15 protein-coding genes are annotated in these 15,810 nt (G+C 69.2%); 12 read left to right on the top strand and 3 right to left on the bottom strand.

The annotated features are described in order from the left end of the window. Positions 1–24: 24 nt before the first annotated feature. Genes ACFYTQ_RS16805 through ACFYTQ_RS16825 form a run of 5 tightly spaced genes read left to right on the top strand, consistent with a single transcriptional unit; the run spans position 25 to position 4,514 of the window. Positions 25–1,212, top strand: a complete 1,188-nt coding sequence (locus tag ACFYTQ_RS16805) for a hypothetical protein (RefSeq protein ID WP_387361567.1) — start codon at positions 25–27, stop codon at positions 1,210–1,212. Then, positions 1,209–1,988, top strand: coding sequence for an SDR family oxidoreductase (locus ACFYTQ_RS16810; RefSeq protein ID WP_387361569.1), 780 nt, complete (start codon positions 1,209–1,211; stop codon positions 1,986–1,988). Before ACFYTQ_RS16805 ends, ACFYTQ_RS16810 begins: the two co-directional genes overlap by 4 nt. A gap of 11 nt (positions 1,989–1,999) precedes the next feature. After that, a complete protein-coding gene (locus tag ACFYTQ_RS16815) occupies positions 2,000–3,136 on the top strand; it encodes a sulfotransferase family protein (protein WP_387361571.1) in 1,137 nt (378 codons plus the stop codon). Between the two features lie 17 nt (positions 3,137–3,153). Further along, the gene (locus ACFYTQ_RS16820) at positions 3,154–3,606 is read left to right on the top strand and encodes a MaoC family dehydratase (protein WP_387361572.1); all 453 of its coding nucleotides are present in this window, start codon (positions 3,154–3,156) and stop codon (positions 3,604–3,606) included. An 11-nt stretch (positions 3,607–3,617) separates the two neighbouring features. Beyond that, positions 3,618–4,514, top strand: coding sequence for an alpha/beta fold hydrolase (locus ACFYTQ_RS16825; RefSeq protein WP_387361573.1), 897 nt, complete (start codon positions 3,618–3,620; stop codon positions 4,512–4,514). Between the two features lie 4 nt (positions 4,515–4,518). On the opposite strand, the gene trpD is transcribed toward ACFYTQ_RS16825, so the two are convergent. Then, entirely contained in the window at positions 4,519–5,574 is a 1,056-nt protein-coding gene (gene trpD / locus ACFYTQ_RS16830) for an anthranilate phosphoribosyltransferase (RefSeq protein WP_387361575.1), read from the bottom strand. Between the two features lie 413 nt (positions 5,575–5,987). On the opposite strand from trpD, the gene ACFYTQ_RS16835 reads away from it, so the two are divergent. The 4 genes from ACFYTQ_RS16835 to ACFYTQ_RS16850 are packed head-to-tail and all read left to right on the top strand — an operon-like array spanning position 5,988 to position 10,312. After that, the gene (locus ACFYTQ_RS16835) at positions 5,988–6,605 is read left to right on the top strand and encodes a heme-copper oxidase subunit III (RefSeq protein ID WP_387361577.1); all 618 of its coding nucleotides are present in this window, start codon (positions 5,988–5,990) and stop codon (positions 6,603–6,605) included. 49 nt (positions 6,606–6,654) lie between these two features. After that, positions 6,655–7,536 carry a c-type cytochrome gene (locus ACFYTQ_RS16840; RefSeq protein WP_387361579.1) on the top strand — a complete coding sequence of 294 codons (882 nt, stop codon included), beginning with the start codon at positions 6,655–6,657 and terminating at the stop codon, positions 7,534–7,536. 20 nt (positions 7,537–7,556) lie between these two features. Further along, complete coding sequence (locus tag ACFYTQ_RS16845) at positions 7,557–8,696, top strand: ubiquinol-cytochrome c reductase iron-sulfur subunit (protein ID WP_387361581.1); 1,140 nt, start codon at positions 7,557–7,559, stop codon at positions 8,694–8,696. Beyond that, positions 8,693–10,312, top strand: a complete 1,620-nt coding sequence (locus tag ACFYTQ_RS16850) for a cytochrome bc complex cytochrome b subunit (protein ID WP_387361583.1) — start codon at positions 8,693–8,695, stop codon at positions 10,310–10,312. The genes ACFYTQ_RS16845 and ACFYTQ_RS16850 overlap by 4 nt, the downstream gene beginning before the upstream one ends. A 130-nt stretch (positions 10,313–10,442) precedes the next feature. Here the strand turns inward: ACFYTQ_RS16850 and ACFYTQ_RS16855 are convergent, their stop codons facing one another. Next, positions 10,443–10,718, bottom strand: a complete 276-nt coding sequence (locus tag ACFYTQ_RS16855) for an Lrp/AsnC family transcriptional regulator (protein ID WP_387361585.1) — start codon at positions 10,716–10,718, stop codon at positions 10,443–10,445. Beyond that, positions 10,715–12,451 carry a DEDD exonuclease domain-containing protein gene (locus tag ACFYTQ_RS16860; RefSeq protein WP_387361587.1) on the bottom strand — a complete coding sequence of 579 codons (1,737 nt, stop codon included), beginning with the start codon at positions 12,449–12,451 and terminating at the stop codon, positions 10,715–10,717. The genes ACFYTQ_RS16855 and ACFYTQ_RS16860 overlap by 4 nt, the downstream gene beginning before the upstream one ends. A gap of 516 nt (positions 12,452–12,967) precedes the next feature. Between ACFYTQ_RS16860 and ACFYTQ_RS16865 the strand changes: the two genes are divergently transcribed. The 3 genes from ACFYTQ_RS16865 to ACFYTQ_RS16875 all read left to right on the top strand — a co-directional run bounded on the left by ACFYTQ_RS16865 (position 12,968) and on the right by ACFYTQ_RS16875 (position 15,793). Further along, complete coding sequence (locus ACFYTQ_RS16865; protein WP_387361588.1) at positions 12,968–13,561, top strand: C40 family peptidase; 594 nt, start codon at positions 12,968–12,970, stop codon at positions 13,559–13,561. 173 nt (positions 13,562–13,734) lie between these two features. Beyond that, complete coding sequence (locus ACFYTQ_RS16870; RefSeq protein ID WP_387361590.1) at positions 13,735–14,769, top strand: NlpC/P60 family protein; 1,035 nt, start codon at positions 13,735–13,737, stop codon at positions 14,767–14,769. Positions 14,770–14,785: 16 nt separating this feature from the next. Further along, complete coding sequence (locus ACFYTQ_RS16875; RefSeq protein WP_387361591.1) at positions 14,786–15,793, top strand: hypothetical protein; 1,008 nt, start codon at positions 14,786–14,788, stop codon at positions 15,791–15,793. The last annotated feature ends 17 nt before the right edge of the window (positions 15,794–15,810 follow it).

Raw genomic sequence — 15,810 nt, forward strand, 5'->3', positions numbered from 1 at the left:
CGCGCACAACGAAGTGGGAGATCAATGGAGATATCGGAACAGCCGCTGACCGAACCGTTCCTGGCCGCCGTCGCCGAGGCCGAAAAGCTCATCGCCGCAGCGGATTTCATTCACGACGAGCACGATCTGGCCGAGGGGTACGACTATCTGTCGGGCAGTATCGCGGCCGTACTGAACCTGTCCCGCGCGCACGGCACCAGCCACCCGTACTTCGTCAGCTCGACCGGGCCGTACGCGAAGATGGGACTGGACAATCCGGACACGCTGTACTACCACGCGAATGTCGAGCCGACCGCGGAGTACGTGGTCACCGGGACGCGGGGCAGCACGGTGGATCTGAGTTTCCAGGTGTTGAAGGGCGATTACACCGCCACCGACGTGCCCAACGGCGACGACGCCTTCGACGATCGGCGGTTGCGCGTCGACGCCGACGGGAACTACCGGCTGCGGTTCGGGCCGCCGAAGGCGAATCCGGAGCCGGACTACTTCGTGCTCGGCGAGGGCGCGTCGATGCTCGCGGTACGGGAGGTGTACGGGAACTGGAACACCGAGCGCAAGGGCACGATCCGGATCGAGCGGACCGATACGATCGGCACCGCGCCCGTCGAACCCGGCGTCGAGCAGCTGCGCAAGCGGTATCGGGCGGCGGGGCGAATGCTGGTGCAGCGCATCCACACCTGGTTCAACTTCCCGAAGTGGTTCTATCTGGATCTGCCGGTCAATACGCTGACCGAGCCGCGGCTCACGCCGGGCGGGTTGAGCACGCAGTACTCGTCGGTGGGGCATTTCGAGCTGGAGCCCGATCAGGCGCTGGTGATCGCGGTGCCGAAATCCGATGCGCCGTATCAGGGTTTCCAGCTGGGCAGCCGCTGGTACATCTCGCTGGACTACGTCAACCATCAGACCAGCCTCAACAGCGCGCAGGCGCAGGTGGATCCGGACGGGGTCATTCGGATGGTGGTGTCGGCGCGAAATCCGGGGATCGCCAATTGGATCGAGACGACGGGGCGGCGGCGCGGGATTCTCCAGTTCCGTTGGCAGCGCGTCGCGCGGCCTGTCACGGCGGCCGAGGGGCCGACGGTGACCGTGGTGCCGGTCGGGGAGGTGGCGGCGCGGCTGCCGTACTACGAGAGCAATCGGATCGATGAGAACGGCTGGCGGGCAAGGATTGCCGAGCGTCAGCGGGGTTTCGCGGAAAGGATGTTGGCATGAGTCTGCTCGCGGACAAAGTGGTCGTCGTGAGCGGTGTGGGGCCGGGGCTCGGGCGCTCGATCTGCACCGAGGCCGCCGCGGCGGGGGCCAAGGTGGTGCTGGCCGCGCGGACCGAATCGCGACTGCGGGAGGTTGCGGGTGAGATCGAGGGGGCCGGGGGGCAGGCGCTGTGTGTGCCGACCGATATCACCGACGACGCGGCGGTGGCGAATCTGGTGGCGCGCGCGGTCGAGACGTTCGGGCGGGTTGACGCGTTGGTGAACAATGCGTTCGCGGTGCCGTCGATGAAGTCGTTGGAGCGCACCGACTTTCAGCAGATCCGGGACAGCCTGGAGCTGACGGTGCTGGGTGGGCTGCGGATGACCAAGGCGTTCACCGATGAGCTCGCCAAGGCGAAAGGCGCTGTGGTGATGATCAATTCGGCCGCCATCCGGCACTCCGAGCCGCGCTACGGCAGTTACAAACTGTCCAAGGCGGCGTTGCTCGCCATGTCGCAGACGCTCGCGAAAGAGCTGGGGACCAAGGGGATTCGGGTCAATACGGTAGCGCCGGGCTACATCTGGAGCGATCAACTGAAGTGGTACTTCGGCCAGGTGGCGGAGAAGTACGGGATCACCGTGGAGCAGGTCTACGAGCAGACCGCGGCCCGCTCGGATCTCAAACGCCTGCCGGAACCCGACGAGATCGCCCGCGCCGTGGTGTTTCTCGCCTCGGACTGGTCCAGCGCCATCTCCGGGCAGACGCTCGATGTGAACTGCGGCGAATACCACGCATAGGAATCAGGGACATGACCGTACGTACCGATGTGGGCACCGTCGAGGATCTGCACGCCTCGGCGACCAAAGTCTGCGGGCTCACCGATTTCGGGGCCGACGACTATCTCGAGGCGCTCGAGGTGCTGCTCGAGTCGTATCGCCGCGACGCAGACCTCACCGAACTGGGCTCGAAGATGAATCGCTACTTCCTGCGCGGCGCGCTGGTGGCGCGGGCGCTGAGCGAGGCGGCGTGGCAGGCGAATCCGGGCTACGCCGACACCGCGATCACCCGGCCCATCTTCGTGACCGGATTGCCGCGCACCGGCACCACCGCGCTGCACCGGCTGCTCGCCGCCGATCCGCGGCATCAGGCGCTGGAGATGTGGCTGACCGAGTTCCCGCAGCCGCGGCCGCCGCGCGAGACGTGGGCCGACAATCCGATCTACCGGCAGATCGACGCGGGCTTCGCGCAGCACCACATCGAGAATCCGGAGTTCATGGGGTTGCACTTCATGAACGCGGCCGAGGTGGAGGAGTGCTGGCAGCTGCTGCGGCAGACGGTGAAATCGGTGTCCTACGAGACACTGGCCTATCTGCCCACGTATTCGGAGTGGCTGCGGCGGCAGGACTGGACCGACGCCTACACCCGGCATCGCAAGAACCTGCAACTCATCGGGCTCGGGGACGAGCGGCGCTGGGTGCTCAAGAATCCGAGCCACCTGTTCGCGCTCGACGCGCTCATGGCCGTGTATCCCGACGCGCTGGTCATCCAGACCCACCGCGCGCCGGAGACCGTGCTGGCCTCGGCGTGCAGCCTGTCCGAGCACGCGACGCGCGGGTGGTCGAATACGTTCTCCGGCACGGTGATCGGGGAGACCCAGCTGGAACTGTGGTCGCGCGGGTTGCGGGAGTTCACCGCCGCGCGGCGCGGTTACGATCCGGCGCAGTTCCTCGACGTCGACTTCGCCGATCTTCGCGCGGATCCGCTGGGCACCGTCGCCGCCATCTACAACGCGTTCGGCATCGAGTTCACCGACGCGGCGCGCGCGGCCATGACCGCCCTCGACGAGGAGAGCCGCAGCGGCGACCGCAAACCCGTGCACACCTACGCACTGGCCGACTACGGCCTGACCGAAGATCAAGTACGGGAGCGATTCCGAGCCGGGTGAGCGTAACCTCGGGAGCCATGACGCATTTCGCGGACGTCGAGGCGCTGCGCGGCGCCGTGGGCACCGAGATCGGGGTCAGCGACTGGCTGACGATCGACCAGGAGCGGATCGACACCTTCGCCGAGGCGACGGGGGATCACCAGTGGATCCACGTCGATCCGGAGCGGGCGGCCGAGGGACCGTACGGGAAGACCATCGCCCACGGGTTCCTCACGCTGTCGCTGACCGCCGCTCTGGGCGCGCAGGCGGCGTCGGTCGGCGGGGTGAGGATGGGAATCAACTACGGGCTCAACAAGGTTCGGTTCATCACGCCGGTTCCGGTGGGCGGGCGGATTCGGGCGCGGGTGGTCCTCGATTCGGTCACCGACATCCCGGGCGGGGTGCAGGCCGTGCGGACGGTGACGGTGGAACTCGAGGGTGCGGACAAACCTGCTTGCGTGTCGGAGAGCGTGGCGCGCTACCTCGTCTAGACGGAGGCGTGATGTTCGACGACTTCGACGAGTTCACCGTTCCGACGGGCGGCGGCACGATCTTCGGGCGGCGGGGTGGCTCGGGCCCGGCGGTACTGCTCCTGCACGGGATTCCGCAAACGCACCTGATGTGGCGGCTGGTCGCCCCGGTCCTGGCGCGTGAGTTCACCGTCGTGGTCACGGATCTGCGGGGATACGGTGCGTCCGCCGTGTGCGCGAGCGGGCCGGATCATGCCGAGTACGCGATGCGGGAGCTGGCTCGCGATCAGGTCGAGGTGATGGATCGGCTTGGGTACCAACGGTTTTCGGTGGTCGGGCACGATCGTGGTGCGCGGTGCGCGTACCGCGCCGCGCTGGACCATCCGGAGCGGGTGGACGCCTTGGCGGTGCTGGACATCGTCCCGACCGCGGACGCGTTCGCCCGCGCGGACCGGGACTTCGCGCTCGGATACTGGGTGTGGTCGTTCCTCGCCGCTCCCGCACCGATCCCGGAGCGGCTCATCGCCGGGGATCCGGACGCCTTCGTCGACCACATGCTCGACGAGTGGGCCGATCGGCCGGAGGTGTTCACCGGCGAGATCCGGGCGGCGTATCGAGCGCAGTTCCGCGATCCCGAACGGGTGCACGCCATCTGCGAGCAGTACCGGGCCGCCGCCACGCACGACATCGCCCACGACGAAGCGGATCGGGTCCGGGGTCTGGGGGCCTGTCCGGTGCTGGCGCTGTGGAGCGACAGCGGGGCGGTCGCGCGGTGGTACGACCCGCTCGAGGTCTGGCGCGGGTGGGCGCCCGAGGTGACGGGCGCTCCGATTCGAGGCGGTCACTTCCTGGCCGAGGAAGCTCCCGAGCAGACGACGCGCCTGCTCGCCGAGTTCCTCCGGTCGATTCCCCGAGGTCGGGCGCGGTAGTCGCTCAGTCCGGCCCGAGCCGATTGCTCAGATGCACCCAGCGGTCCAGCAATGCCGAGGCCGCGCCGCTGTCGACGGCTCGGGCGACGCGGCCGAGGTTTTCGGCGAGGGCGTCGTGGAGGTCCTTGTCGGCGGTTTCGGGGGTGAGTTCGCAGGCGGTGATGGCGGCGGCGGAGTTGAGCAGGACGGCGTCGCGGACGGGGCCGGGGGCGCCGCCGAGCATGTTGCGGGCGATGACGGCGTTGGTTTCGGCCTCGCCGCCGCGCAGGGCTTCGGGGGAGACGCGGTCGAGGCCGAGGCGGGTGGGGTCGATGGTGGTGTGGGTGAGGTGGCCGCCGGTGACGACCCATGCCTCGGTGGTGTCGGCGGTGGTGATCTCGTCGAGGCCGTCGTTGCCGCGGACGACGAGGGCGTTGACGCCGCGTTCGGCGAACGCCCCGGCGATGACCGGGAGCAGGTCGGCGAAGGCGCAGCCGATCAGGCCCGCGCGGGGCTGGGCCGGATTGGTCAGGGGGCCCAGCACATTGAACACGGTCGGGATACCGATGTCCTTGCGGGCGGCGGCGGCGAAACGCAGCGCCGGATGGAACAGCGGGGCGAAGCAGAAGCCGATCCCCACCTCGGTGACGCACTGTTCGACGGCCTTGGGGCCCAACGCGATTCGCACGCCGAGCGCCTCGAGCACGTCGGCGCCGCCGCTCTTGGAGGAGGCCGCGCGGTTGCCGTGCTTGACCACGGGGACACCCGCGGAGGCCACCACGATCGAGGACATGGTGGAGATGTTGACCGAGCCCGAACGGTCACCGCCGGTGCCGACGATGTCGACCGCGTTCGCGTCCAGCCTCACCCGCCGCGCGTGGCCGAGCATGCCCTGGGCCAGGCCGGACAGTTCGGTCGCGGTGGGGCCCTTCATCTTCATGGCCACGCCGAACGCGGCGATCTGGGCGGGGCCGGCATTGTCGGAGAAGATCTCGTCGATGGCCCACGCGGCCTCCTCCGCCGTCAGGTCGACCCCGTCGGTGAGGGCCCCGAGGATCTCGGGCCAGCTGCGCGCGCTCATGGCTAGCAGCCTAATGTGGCGGGGCGAGCCGCCGCATCCGCCGCGGCCCCAATGCGACCGCGCCGCCACCTGATTCGTGGCGGGTGGCGACCGCGGGCCCCGCGGGGAGAGGCGGGCGCCGCCACCGGATTCGCGGCGGGTGGTGACCGCGGGCCCTGCGGGAAAGGGCGGGCGCCGCCGCCGGATTCGCGGCGGGTGGCGACCGCGGGCCCTGCGGGGAAGGGCGGGCGCCGCCGCCGGATTCGCGGCGGGTGGTGACCGCGGGTCCCGCGGGGAGGGGCGACGAACGGCGGGTTCGGGGGACACGCCGATGGGCCGGTGAGACCCCGTCTCGCCGTGCGGTTTCCGACACGGACGGCCGAGTTTCGCACCCGGCTACGCCTGTCGTACTACGACGAGTCATACTTACCGGCGTGACGACCGCAGTAGGGACCCCAGGATCGGCCATTACTCAGCGTGTGCATTCGCTGAACCGGCCCAACATGGTCAGCGTCGGAACCATCATCTGGCTGTCGAGCGAGCTGATGTTCTTCGCCGGCCTGTTCGCCATGTACTTCGTCGCGCGCGCGCAGGCGCACGCGGGCGGGCCGTGGCCGCCGGAGCCGACCGAGCTGAACATGTATCTCGCCGTGCCGGTCACGACGGTGCTCGTGCTGTCCTCGTTCACCTGCCAGATGGGCGTGTTCGCGGCGGAGAAGGGCGACGTGTTCGGGCTGCGGCGCTGGTACGTCATCACGTTCCTGATGGGCCTGTTCTTCGTGCTCGGCCAGGGGTTCGAATACCACAACCTCTACAAAGAGGGCACCACGATCTCGAGCAGCGTCTACGGCTCGGTGTTCTTCATCACCACCGGCTTCCACGGTCTGCACGTCATCGGTGGTCTGATCGCCTTCATCTTCCTGCTGGTCCGGACGACGGTCAGCAAGTTCACCCCGGCCCAGGCCACCGCGGCCATCGTCGTCTCCTACTACTGGCACTTCGTCGACATCGTCTGGATCGGGTTGTTCGCCACGATCTACTTCGTCCGCTGAAGCAGGACAGCAGCCACCGTCGGTTCCGTCTACTCCAAAAGGGACACAGATGAGTTCATCTCCCCCGTCAGCGCCGGACCCCACCAGCCCCGGGGTCGGCAGCGCGAAGAACGACCAGGCCACCAAGGTCCGCAAGCAGCGGCGGCTGCGACGCCGGTTCGCGGGTGGTCTGGTGCTGCTGATGGGTCTCGTGGGAGCCGGTCTCGCGGCGTCGGCACTGACCCCGCACGCACAGGTCGCCACGGCGAACGAGGACCAGTCCGCGCTGATTCGCGAGGGCAAGCAGCTCTACGAGACCTCCTGTGTCACCTGCCACGGCGCGAATCTGCAGGGTGTGCAGGACCGCGGCCCGAGCCTCATCGGCGTCGGCGAGGCGGCCGTCTACTTCCAGGTCTCCACCGGCCGGATGCCCGCGGCCGCGAACGGCGCGCAGATCCAGCGCAAGGAGCCGAAGTTCGACGAGCACATGACCGACGCCCTGGCCGCGTACGTCGCGGCCAACGGCGGCGGCCCGACGGTCGTGCGCGACGCCGACGGCAAGATCGCCCAGGAGTCGCTGATCGCGGGGGCCGACGCCGCCCGCGGTGGTGAGCTGTTCCGCATGAACTGCGCGTCGTGTCACAACTTCACCGGTCGCGGTGGCGCCCTGTCCTCGGGCAAGTTCGCCCCCTCGCTGGATCCCGCGAGCGAACAGCAGATCTACACCGCGATGCTCACCGGCCCCCAGAACATGCCGAAGTTCTCCGACCGCCAGCTGACGCCGGAGGAGAAGCGCGACATCGTCGCCTACATCAAGAACCGCACCGAATCGCATCCCGAAGGCGGTTGGGGCCTGGGCGGACTCGGTCCCGCCACCGAGGGCCTGGCCGTCTGGGTGATCGGCATCGTGGCTCTGGTCGGCACGGCGATGTGGATCGGATCTCGCTCATGAGTGGACAGGAGACTGACGACATGGGTCGCCCCGCGGACCCCCACGGCAACGCCACCCCCACCGACGACGAACTCGACGCGATGTCGCGGGACGAGCTGGTCAAGCTCGGCACCGAACTCGACGGCGTCGATGTCGCCTACCGCGCCCCGCGCTGGCCGATTCCGGGCACTCGCGCGGAGAAGCGGGCCGAGCGGCAGGTCGCGCTGTGGTTCGCCATCTCCGCGCTGTCGGGCCTGGGCCTGATCGCGGTGTTCCTGTTCTGGCCCTGGGAGTACAAGGGCCGGGGCGAGGAGGGCGCGGGCATCTACTCGCTGACCACCCCGCTCTACGGTCTGCTGCTCGGCATCGCGGTGCTGTCCATCGGCGTGGCCGCGGTGATCATCCGCAAGAAGTTCATCCCCGCCGAGCTGTCGGTGCAGGACCGCCACGACGGCAAGTCCTCCGAGGTGAACCGGCGCACGCTGGCCGCCGAACTGTCCGACGCGCTGGAGACCTCCACGCTGGGCCGCCGCAAGCTGATCACCCGGACCGCGGGTCTCGGCGCGGGCGTGCTCGGCATCGGCGCGCTGTTCGTGTTCGTCGGCGGCATGATCAAGAACCCGTGGGCCAAGGGCGACAAGTCGCCGCTGTGGGTGTCGGGCTGGACCCCGGACTACCCGGGCCAGACCATCTACCTGCGCAAGGACACCGGCCGCCCGGAGGACATCGTGCTGGTGCGGCCGGAGGATCTGGACGCGGGCGCGATGGAGACCGTCTTCCCCTGGAAAGAGGAGTGGCGCGGCAACGAGGAGGAGACACTTCAGTCGCTGCGCGGAATCCGCAACGCGGTCATGCTGATTCGCCTGCGCACCGAGGACGCGCAGAAGGCGGTCAAGCGCCGGGGCCAGGAGAGCTTCAACTACGGCGACTACTTCGCCTACTCGAAGATCTGCACGCACCTGGGCTGCCCGACCTCGCTGTTCGAGCAGCAGACCAATCGCATTCTCTGCCCGTGCCACCAGTCGCAGTTCTCGGCCGTAGAGTGGGGTAAGCCGGTCTTCGGTCCCGCTGCCCGAGCGCTGCCGCAGCTGCCGATCACCGTCAACACCGAGGGTTACCTGGTCGCCCAGCACGACTTCATCGAGCCCCTCGGCCCGGCCTACTGGGAGCGTCGATCATGAGCCCTTCGAAGGTGGCCGCACAGGCCAACGAAATGGATGAGCGCTATCAGGCGGCGGCGTTCGTCAAGCGGTCGATCAACAAGGTCTTCCCGACCCACTGGTCGTTCCTGCTCGGCGAGATCGCGCTGTACTGCTTCGTCATCCTGATCCTGTCGGGTGTGTACCTGACGCTGTACTTCGATCCGTCGATGACCGAGGTCGTCTACAACGGGTCGTATCAGCCGCTGCGCGGGGTCACCATGTCGCGGGCGTACGAGACCGCGCTGAACATCTCCTTCGAGGTGCGCGGCGGTCTGTTCGTGCGGCAGGTACATCATTGGGCCGCACTGCTGTTCGCGGCGTCGATCATCATCCACCTGTTCCGCATCTTCTTCACCGGCGCGTTCCGGCGCCCGCGCGAGGCGAACTGGGTGATCGGCTCGCTGCTGCTGATCCTGGCGATGTTCGAGGGCTTCTTCGGCTACTCGCTGCCCGACGACCTGCTGTCGGGCACCGGTCTGCGGGCCGCGTTCGGCGGTATCACGATGGGCATCCCGCTGATCGGCACCTGGATGCACTGGCTGATCTTCGGCGGTGACTTCCCGGGCACGATCATCATCCCGCGGTTGTTCATCGCGCACGTGCTGCTGTTCCCGGGCATCATGCTCGCGCTGGTCGCCGCGCACGTGGCGCTGGTGTGGTACCAGAAGCACACCCAGTTCCCCGGGCCGGGGCGGACCGAGAAGAACGTCATCGGCGCGCGCATCGTGCCGGTGTTCGCCGCGGATCAGGGCGCGTTCTTCATGTTCACCCTCGGCATCATCGCGCTCATGGGCGGCATCCTCCAGATCAACCCGATCTGGAACCTGGGTCCCTACAACCCCTCTCAGGTGTCGGCGGGTTCGCAGCCGGACTTCTACATGATGTGGACCGACGGCATGGCGCGCCTGATGCCGCCGTGGGAGCTGTATCTGGGCCGGTACACGGTGCCCGCGCCGTTCTGGGTCGCGTTGATCATGGGCCTGGTGTTCACGGTGCTGATCGCCTACCCGTGGATCGAGAAGCGGCTGACCGGTGACGACGCGCACCACAACCTGTTGCAGCGGCCGCGGGATGTGCCGGTGCGCACCGCGATCGGCGCGATGGCCATCGCGTTCTATCTGGTGCTCACGCTGGCGTGCGTCAACGACATCGTCGCCTACAAGTTCGACATCTCGCTGAACGCCACGACCTGGTTCTTCCGGATCGCGCTGCTGGTCGCCCCGCCGCTGGCCTACTTCCTGGCCTACCGGATGTGCCTGGGCCTGCAGCGCAGCGACCGCACGGTGCTCGAGCACGGCATCGAGACCGGCGTGATCAAGCGTCTGCCGCACGGCGAGTACATCGAGGTGCACCAGCCGCTGGGCCCGGTCGACTCGCACGGCCACCCGATCCCGCTGGAGTACCAGGGCGCCCCGGTGCCGAAGAAGATGAACAAGCTCGGCGCGGCGGGCAAGCCGGGCCTGGGTTCGCTGCTGCGGTCCGATCCGGCCCAGCAGGCCGAGGCGCTCGTCGAGTACGAGCACGAGCAGGAGCGCAAGCAGCTCGCGGTCCTCGCGGAGGTGCAGCGCCGCAACGAGAACGGCGACGGGCACTAGGGTTCGCTCCCTTTCGGCCGAGCGTCCCTCTCGTGCCGAGCGTCCCTCTCGATGCCTGAGCGTCCTTCTCGGTGCCTGAGCGAAGCGAAGGCCCCCAGCGAATCTCGCTGGGGGCCTTCGCCTTTCGGTGTCACTCCCCGATGGAGAACCCCGCCTCGAGCTCCGCGGACGAATACGACTTGAACGCGATGTGGGTGTCGGTGCGCAGCACCCCCGGCGTCTTGTTGATCCGCCCGGTCACCACCTCCGCGATCTGCTCGTGGTCGCGCACGCGCACCACCGCGATCAGATCCACGTCCCCCGCGCACGAATACACCTCGGCCACGCCCTCGAGATCGGCCAGCGCCTGCGCGGTCTCGGGGATGCGGGCGGCCTCGGCGTGGATCAACACGATCGCGGTAATCATGGGTGAGAGTCTATGGCGGCGGGCGTGTCCGCACGGGCCGCGGCTTCGGCGCGGCGTACCCAGGCCAGCCACGGGCCCGCGCCCAACCGAGGTTCGTGATAGCCGTCGGTGGTGCGGACGATGCGGGTGCCGGGCTGGTCGAGCCAGCGGATGACGACGGCGGTCTCCTCGGGGGAGGCCCCGCGCAGCGGCGGCGGTGGTTGCGGCGGGACGACGGTCTCGGCGGCGGCGACGAGCTTGTCCACCACGGCCATCGGGGCGACGCCGCGCACGGCGGTCCCCGCCCCCGCGAGCCGCCCGTAGCGGACGACCGCGAACTCCCATCCGCCCGCGCCGTCGGAGCGGGCCGCGACGAATTCGGCGATGCGCGCCAGGGCCGCGAGGCGCTGGGTGCGGCGCAGCGCCCGCACGACGGTCACCATGCGGTCGCGCTGGCGGGCCGCGGCCTCGAAATTCTGTGCCGCCGCCAGGGTTTCGACGCGCTCGCGCATGGCGCGCAGGGGCGCGTCGTCGCGGCCCGCGAACAGCTCGCGCACGGCGTGCGGGGCGGGAGCGTAGCCGTCGGCGTCCAGCAGCGTGCCCGACGCGCCCGCCGGACAACCGCCGACCGCCGCGGGCGGGCAGTCCGCGCCGTGCCGCCCGGTGCGCGGGATGCGGCCGCCGCAGGTGCGCAGGCCGCAGTATTCGGCCACGATCGCGCCCACCTCGGCGGCGTCGGCGCGGGAATTGAAGGGGCCCAGCGCGTCCGGGGTGGGGGTGCGGCTGACGGCAAAGCGGGGGAACGCCTCGTCGGTGAGGGTCAGCCACCACGCGCGCTTGGGGAATTTCGAGCGGCGGTTGTAGGGCGGGGTGTGCGCGACCAGCAGCCGCAGCTCCCGCACGCCCGCCTCCAGGCCGTGCGCGCAGGGCACGTGCTCGACGCGGGTCGCCAGGGCCACCATTTCCCGCATGCGCGGGCGGGTTTCGGAGCCGGTGAAGTAATTGCGTACGCGGCGGCGCAGATTCACGGCCGTTCCGATGTAGAGGACCTCGTCGGCGGGGCCGCGGAACAGGTAGACGCCGGGGCCGGTGGGCAGGTCGGCGGCGAGGAAGCGTTTGGCGCGCTGGCGGCGGGTCACCTCGGGCAGGTAGTCGAGGAGCTCGGTGAGGCTGTGCACGCCCTGATTGCCGACCCGTTCGATGAGCGCGTGCAGCACGTCGACGGTCGCGCGGGCGTCGTCGAGGGCGCGGTGGGTGGGGACAGTCCGGGCGCCGAGCAGCCGGGCCAGCGCCGAGAGCCGCACGGTCGGGGTCTCGTCGCGGGGGAGGATGCGCCGGGCCAGCTGGACGGTGCACACGACTTGGAATGTGGGCCAGGCGATCTCGCAGCGGGCCGCGGCGGCCTTGAGGAATCCGGTGTCGAAGCGGGCGTTGTGCGCGACGAGCACCGCGCCGGAGGCGAATTCGACGAAGCCGGGCAGCACGGCCTCGATACGCGGCGCGTCGCGGACCATCGCGGTGGTGATGCCGGTGATCTGCACGACCTGCGGCGGGATGGGGCAGCCCGGGTCCACGAGGGTGGCGAATTCGCCGAGCACCTCGCCGCCGCGCACCTTCACCGCGCCGATCTCGGTGATCGCGTCCGCGTCGGGGCTGCCACCGGTGGTTTCGAGGTCGACGACGACGAAGGTGATGTCGTGGAGCGGGGTGTCGAGCTCGTCGAAGGCCAGCTGGGCCGCCGCGGTGTGGGGCACGGCGAGCAGCGTAGGGCGGGGGTCCGACAAGTAGCGGGCGTGGCGGCAGCGGGCTCGGAGGGGTGCGAAACGGACTCGTGTGGCGAGGGTCACATTGATGTGGATTACGAATCAATACCGGACCGGTCGCGGGCGGCGGCGGTGCGGTGGGGACAGCCCTACCGAGAGGGTGGTGAGATCACGAGCAGATCAAGACTGATCGGTCGCTTCCCCAGTTGAACACTCTCGGCTACGTGCTGGTTTCCCATTTGTCACACCGCTAAACCCTTATGGCGCAAGCCCGCTGGACAGGGCTCGGGGTGGGCGGACGCGTCTGCTCAGGGCGGGTTTGTTATCGGTTCGTGATTGGTGTGACATTTATCGCAAACCCTGGGCATAACAATCCCTGAACAAAGCCTGTGCGCGGCCTCGGCGCTTTACAGCCCCCCGTTATGTCTTCGTAACCTTTTCGAGACCTCACGGAGTCCGACGCACCACCGGGTGCGGCGTCGTGGGGCAGACGAGGAGTACCGCATCATGGCGATCAAGCGACAGACGCTGGGGCTGCATCGCAACGCCCACCTGGCGTCCGCGGTGGCCGTCGGAGCTGCCACCCTCAGCGCTTTGCTGCTGCCCGCCGCGCCCGCTTCGGCGGCGCCCGTCACCGTTCCGGGTGTCGGGACCGTCGACGTGCCGGATCAGATTCTGGGCCAGATCCCGCCGGGGATCGCGCTGCCCCCGGGCTTCGAGATCCCGGGCTTCAACCCGCCCGCGATCGCGCCGGAGCAGTCCGTCGGTCAGCGCGCGGTCGACGCCGCGATGACCAAGCTCGGCGCGCCCTACGTCTACGGCGCCAGCGGCCCCAACGCCTTCGACTGCTCGGGCCTGGTGAAGTGGTCCTACGAGCAGGCCGGCCTGGAACTGCCGCGCACCAGCTACGACCAGTTGGCCGCCGGAACGCCGGTCTCGCTGGACGACCTCCAGCCGGGTGACGTGGTGTCGTTCTACGGCGGCAGCCACTCCGGGCTCTACGTGGGCGACGGCAATGTCATCCACGCCTCGACCGCCGGTAAGCCGGTGGCCATCGCGTCCATGTCGACCATGCCGGTCGCGGGCGCGCGGCGCTACTGAGATTCGGGCATACGGGACGGCGGGTCGTGATCATTCCGTGCCCTGCTGGACATGGACACTCGCCGTTCCGTAACCTGATCGAGACCTTGAGGCATCGGCTCGGAATTTCGGCTCGGAACGGGGCACGGCAGGCAGTGGCAGCGCAACGTCGCAACGACAGAACTCGACGCCTGATGGGTGGTTCCCTGGCGGTGGGCGTGTTGATGTTCGGCATCCCCGACGGGGGCGCGACCGCTGATCCGGCCACCCCGAGCAGTGCGAGCGACGCGGTGCAGAAGCTGGTCGACCTGTCCCGGCAGTCCGAGCAACTCAACGAGCAGGCGCTGACCGCCCAGCAGGATCTCGACGCCAAACAGGCCGTCTCCCGCGACGCGGACGCGAAACTCGCGGGCGCCACCCAGGTCGTCGACGCGGCGCAGGCCGAGGTGCACAAGTATCAGCCCGCCGTCGACCGCACCGCGATCGCGGCGTATCAAGGGGCGCGGACCAATCGGCTGTTCTCGGTGCTGGTGAGCGATTCGCCGCAGCAGCTGCTCGATCAGATCTCCACCCTCGACGTGCTGTCCACCCAGACCCAGGACCAGCTCGCGCAGTACAAGAAGGCCACCGACGCGGCCACCGCGGCGCAGACCACCGCCAAGACCGCGGCGGACGCGGCCCGCGACGCCTCGGCCAAGGCCGAGCAGATCCGCGCGGAGCTGGAACGCAAGCGGGCCGATCTGCAAGGGGCCATCGCCCAGGTCATCCAGGCGTGGGGCACGCTGTCGGCGGGGGACAAGGCGTCGCTGGCGGGGACATTGTTCCCGCCCGGATTCGATCGCGAGTCCCTGTTGCGCGGGCTGGTGCCCGGCAGCGGGACCAGCGCCCTCGCGGCGGGGCTGACCCGCGTGGGCGATCCGTATGTGTGGGGGGCGACCGGGCCGGATCAGTTCGACTGTTCGGGCCTGGTGCAGTGGGCGTTTCACCAGGTCGGCATCGACGTGCCGCGCACGAGTCAGGCGCAGTCGGGGGTCGGCACGCCCGTCGACAAGAACAACCTCCAGCCCGGAGATGTGGTCTTCTTCTACTCCGACGCATCGCATGTGGGAATCTATGCGGGCAATGGCATGATCCTGCACGCCTCGACCTTCGGTGTCCCGGTCCAGGTGGCCCCCATGGGCTCGACTCCGTACCACTCGGCGCGTCGCTATTGGATGGGTATGTCGTAACTCGACCGAGGTGAGGATGAACGCGCTGGAGCGGGTCCGTACTTGGTTGACGGCACGGCGGCGGTTCGAATTCGTCGCCACCGTCGCCACGGTGATCGCCTTGACGGCCATCACCGGAGCACTGGTGTTGATTCCGAAGTCGGCGTTGCCGAAGGCGCGGCCCGAGGCGGCGGTCGCGCAGTACTCGGCCCCGGCCAGTTCGCTGGATCCGCAGGTGGGGGAGGTGCGGCGGATCATGGAGTCGTTCGGTCCCGTTGTCACCCAACATGTTTCGGGGGAGGAGGGGCAGCTGTCGGTGGTGTTCGGGCATCCGTATCAGCGCGGGGACGTGGACACCCTCGCGCGCGAGATCGGTCCGGCCGTCGACACGGTGACGGGGTTGTGGGGCGCGGACTGGCCGCGGGCCGCGGTCGTCGCGGTCGCCTCCTCGACCGCCGAGTTCGCCGCGTTGACCCATGCGACCGGGCCGGTGTCCACCGAGGTCGCGGCGGCGTCGGTCTCGGACTCGTTCCTGCCCGGCAGCCGCCCGACCGGGCAGCGGGTGGTGTTCGCCGCCGATGCCGGGCGCCGCCTGGGCGCCGAGGGGTTGCGAGACACGTTGCGCCACGAGCTGACTCATATCGCCGCCCGCGCCGAGACCGCGGACGGTTCGCCGCAGTGGGTGCTCGAGGGCTTCGCCGAATACTGCGCCCACCGCGACGAGCAACTGTCCCTGAACCAGCTCGCCCCCACCCTCACCGCCCGTGCCCACTCCGGCGACCTGCCCGCCGACCTCCCGGCCGACCCCGCCTTCACCCCCACCGCCACCAACAACGCCGCCCTCGCCTACGAACAGGCTTGGTCCGCCAACGCTTTCATCGCCACCCAGTACGGCGAGCCCACCCTCGTCGCCCTCTACCACGACCTGGCCACCGGCCCCCAGACCCCGGCCACCGTCGACACCGCCCTCCGCCGAACCCTCGACCTCGACCACGCCACATTCCTCGCCCGTTGGCGAGACTGGTTGCGGGCCCACGTTCCATGAGGGGAGGGCGGGCGAGG

Source organism: Nocardia sp. NPDC004068, from assembly GCF_042874315.1.
Classification (GTDB): Bacteria; Actinomycetota; Actinomycetes; order Mycobacteriales; family Mycobacteriaceae; genus Nocardia.

Bases quoted from the DNA above. Each gene is read 5' to 3' on its own strand.
- ACFYTQ_RS16865 (WP_387361588.1), top strand. From the start codon at position 12,968: ATGGCGATCAAGCGACAGACGCTGGGGCTGCATCGCAACGCCCACCTG.
- ACFYTQ_RS16820 (WP_387361572.1), top strand. From the start codon at position 3,154: ATGACGCATTTCGCGGACGTCGAGGCGCTGCGCGGCGCCGTGGGCACC.
- ACFYTQ_RS16855 (WP_387361585.1), bottom strand. From the start codon at position 10,718: ATGATTACCGCGATCGTGTTGATCCACGCCGAGGCCGCCCGCATCCCC.
- ACFYTQ_RS16840 (WP_387361579.1), top strand. From the start codon at position 6,655: ATGAGTTCATCTCCCCCGTCAGCGCCGGACCCCACCAGCCCCGGGGTC.
- ACFYTQ_RS16850 (WP_387361583.1), top strand. From the start codon at position 8,693: ATGAGCCCTTCGAAGGTGGCCGCACAGGCCAACGAAATGGATGAGCGC.
- ACFYTQ_RS16870 (WP_387361590.1), top strand. From the start codon at position 13,735: ATGGGTGGTTCCCTGGCGGTGGGCGTGTTGATGTTCGGCATCCCCGAC.
- ACFYTQ_RS16875 (WP_387361591.1), top strand. From the start codon at position 14,786: ATGAACGCGCTGGAGCGGGTCCGTACTTGGTTGACGGCACGGCGGCGG.
- ACFYTQ_RS16810 (WP_387361569.1), top strand. From the start codon at position 1,209: ATGAGTCTGCTCGCGGACAAAGTGGTCGTCGTGAGCGGTGTGGGGCCG.
- ACFYTQ_RS16815 (WP_387361571.1), top strand. From the start codon at position 2,000: ATGACCGTACGTACCGATGTGGGCACCGTCGAGGATCTGCACGCCTCG.
- trpD (WP_387361575.1), bottom strand. From the start codon at position 5,574: ATGAGCGCGCGCAGCTGGCCCGAGATCCTCGGGGCCCTCACCGACGGG.
- ACFYTQ_RS16805 (WP_387361567.1), top strand. From the start codon at position 25: ATGGAGATATCGGAACAGCCGCTGACCGAACCGTTCCTGGCCGCCGTC.
- ACFYTQ_RS16825 (WP_387361573.1), top strand. From the start codon at position 3,618: ATGTTCGACGACTTCGACGAGTTCACCGTTCCGACGGGCGGCGGCACG.
- ACFYTQ_RS16845 (WP_387361581.1), top strand. From the start codon at position 7,557: ATGGGTCGCCCCGCGGACCCCCACGGCAACGCCACCCCCACCGACGAC.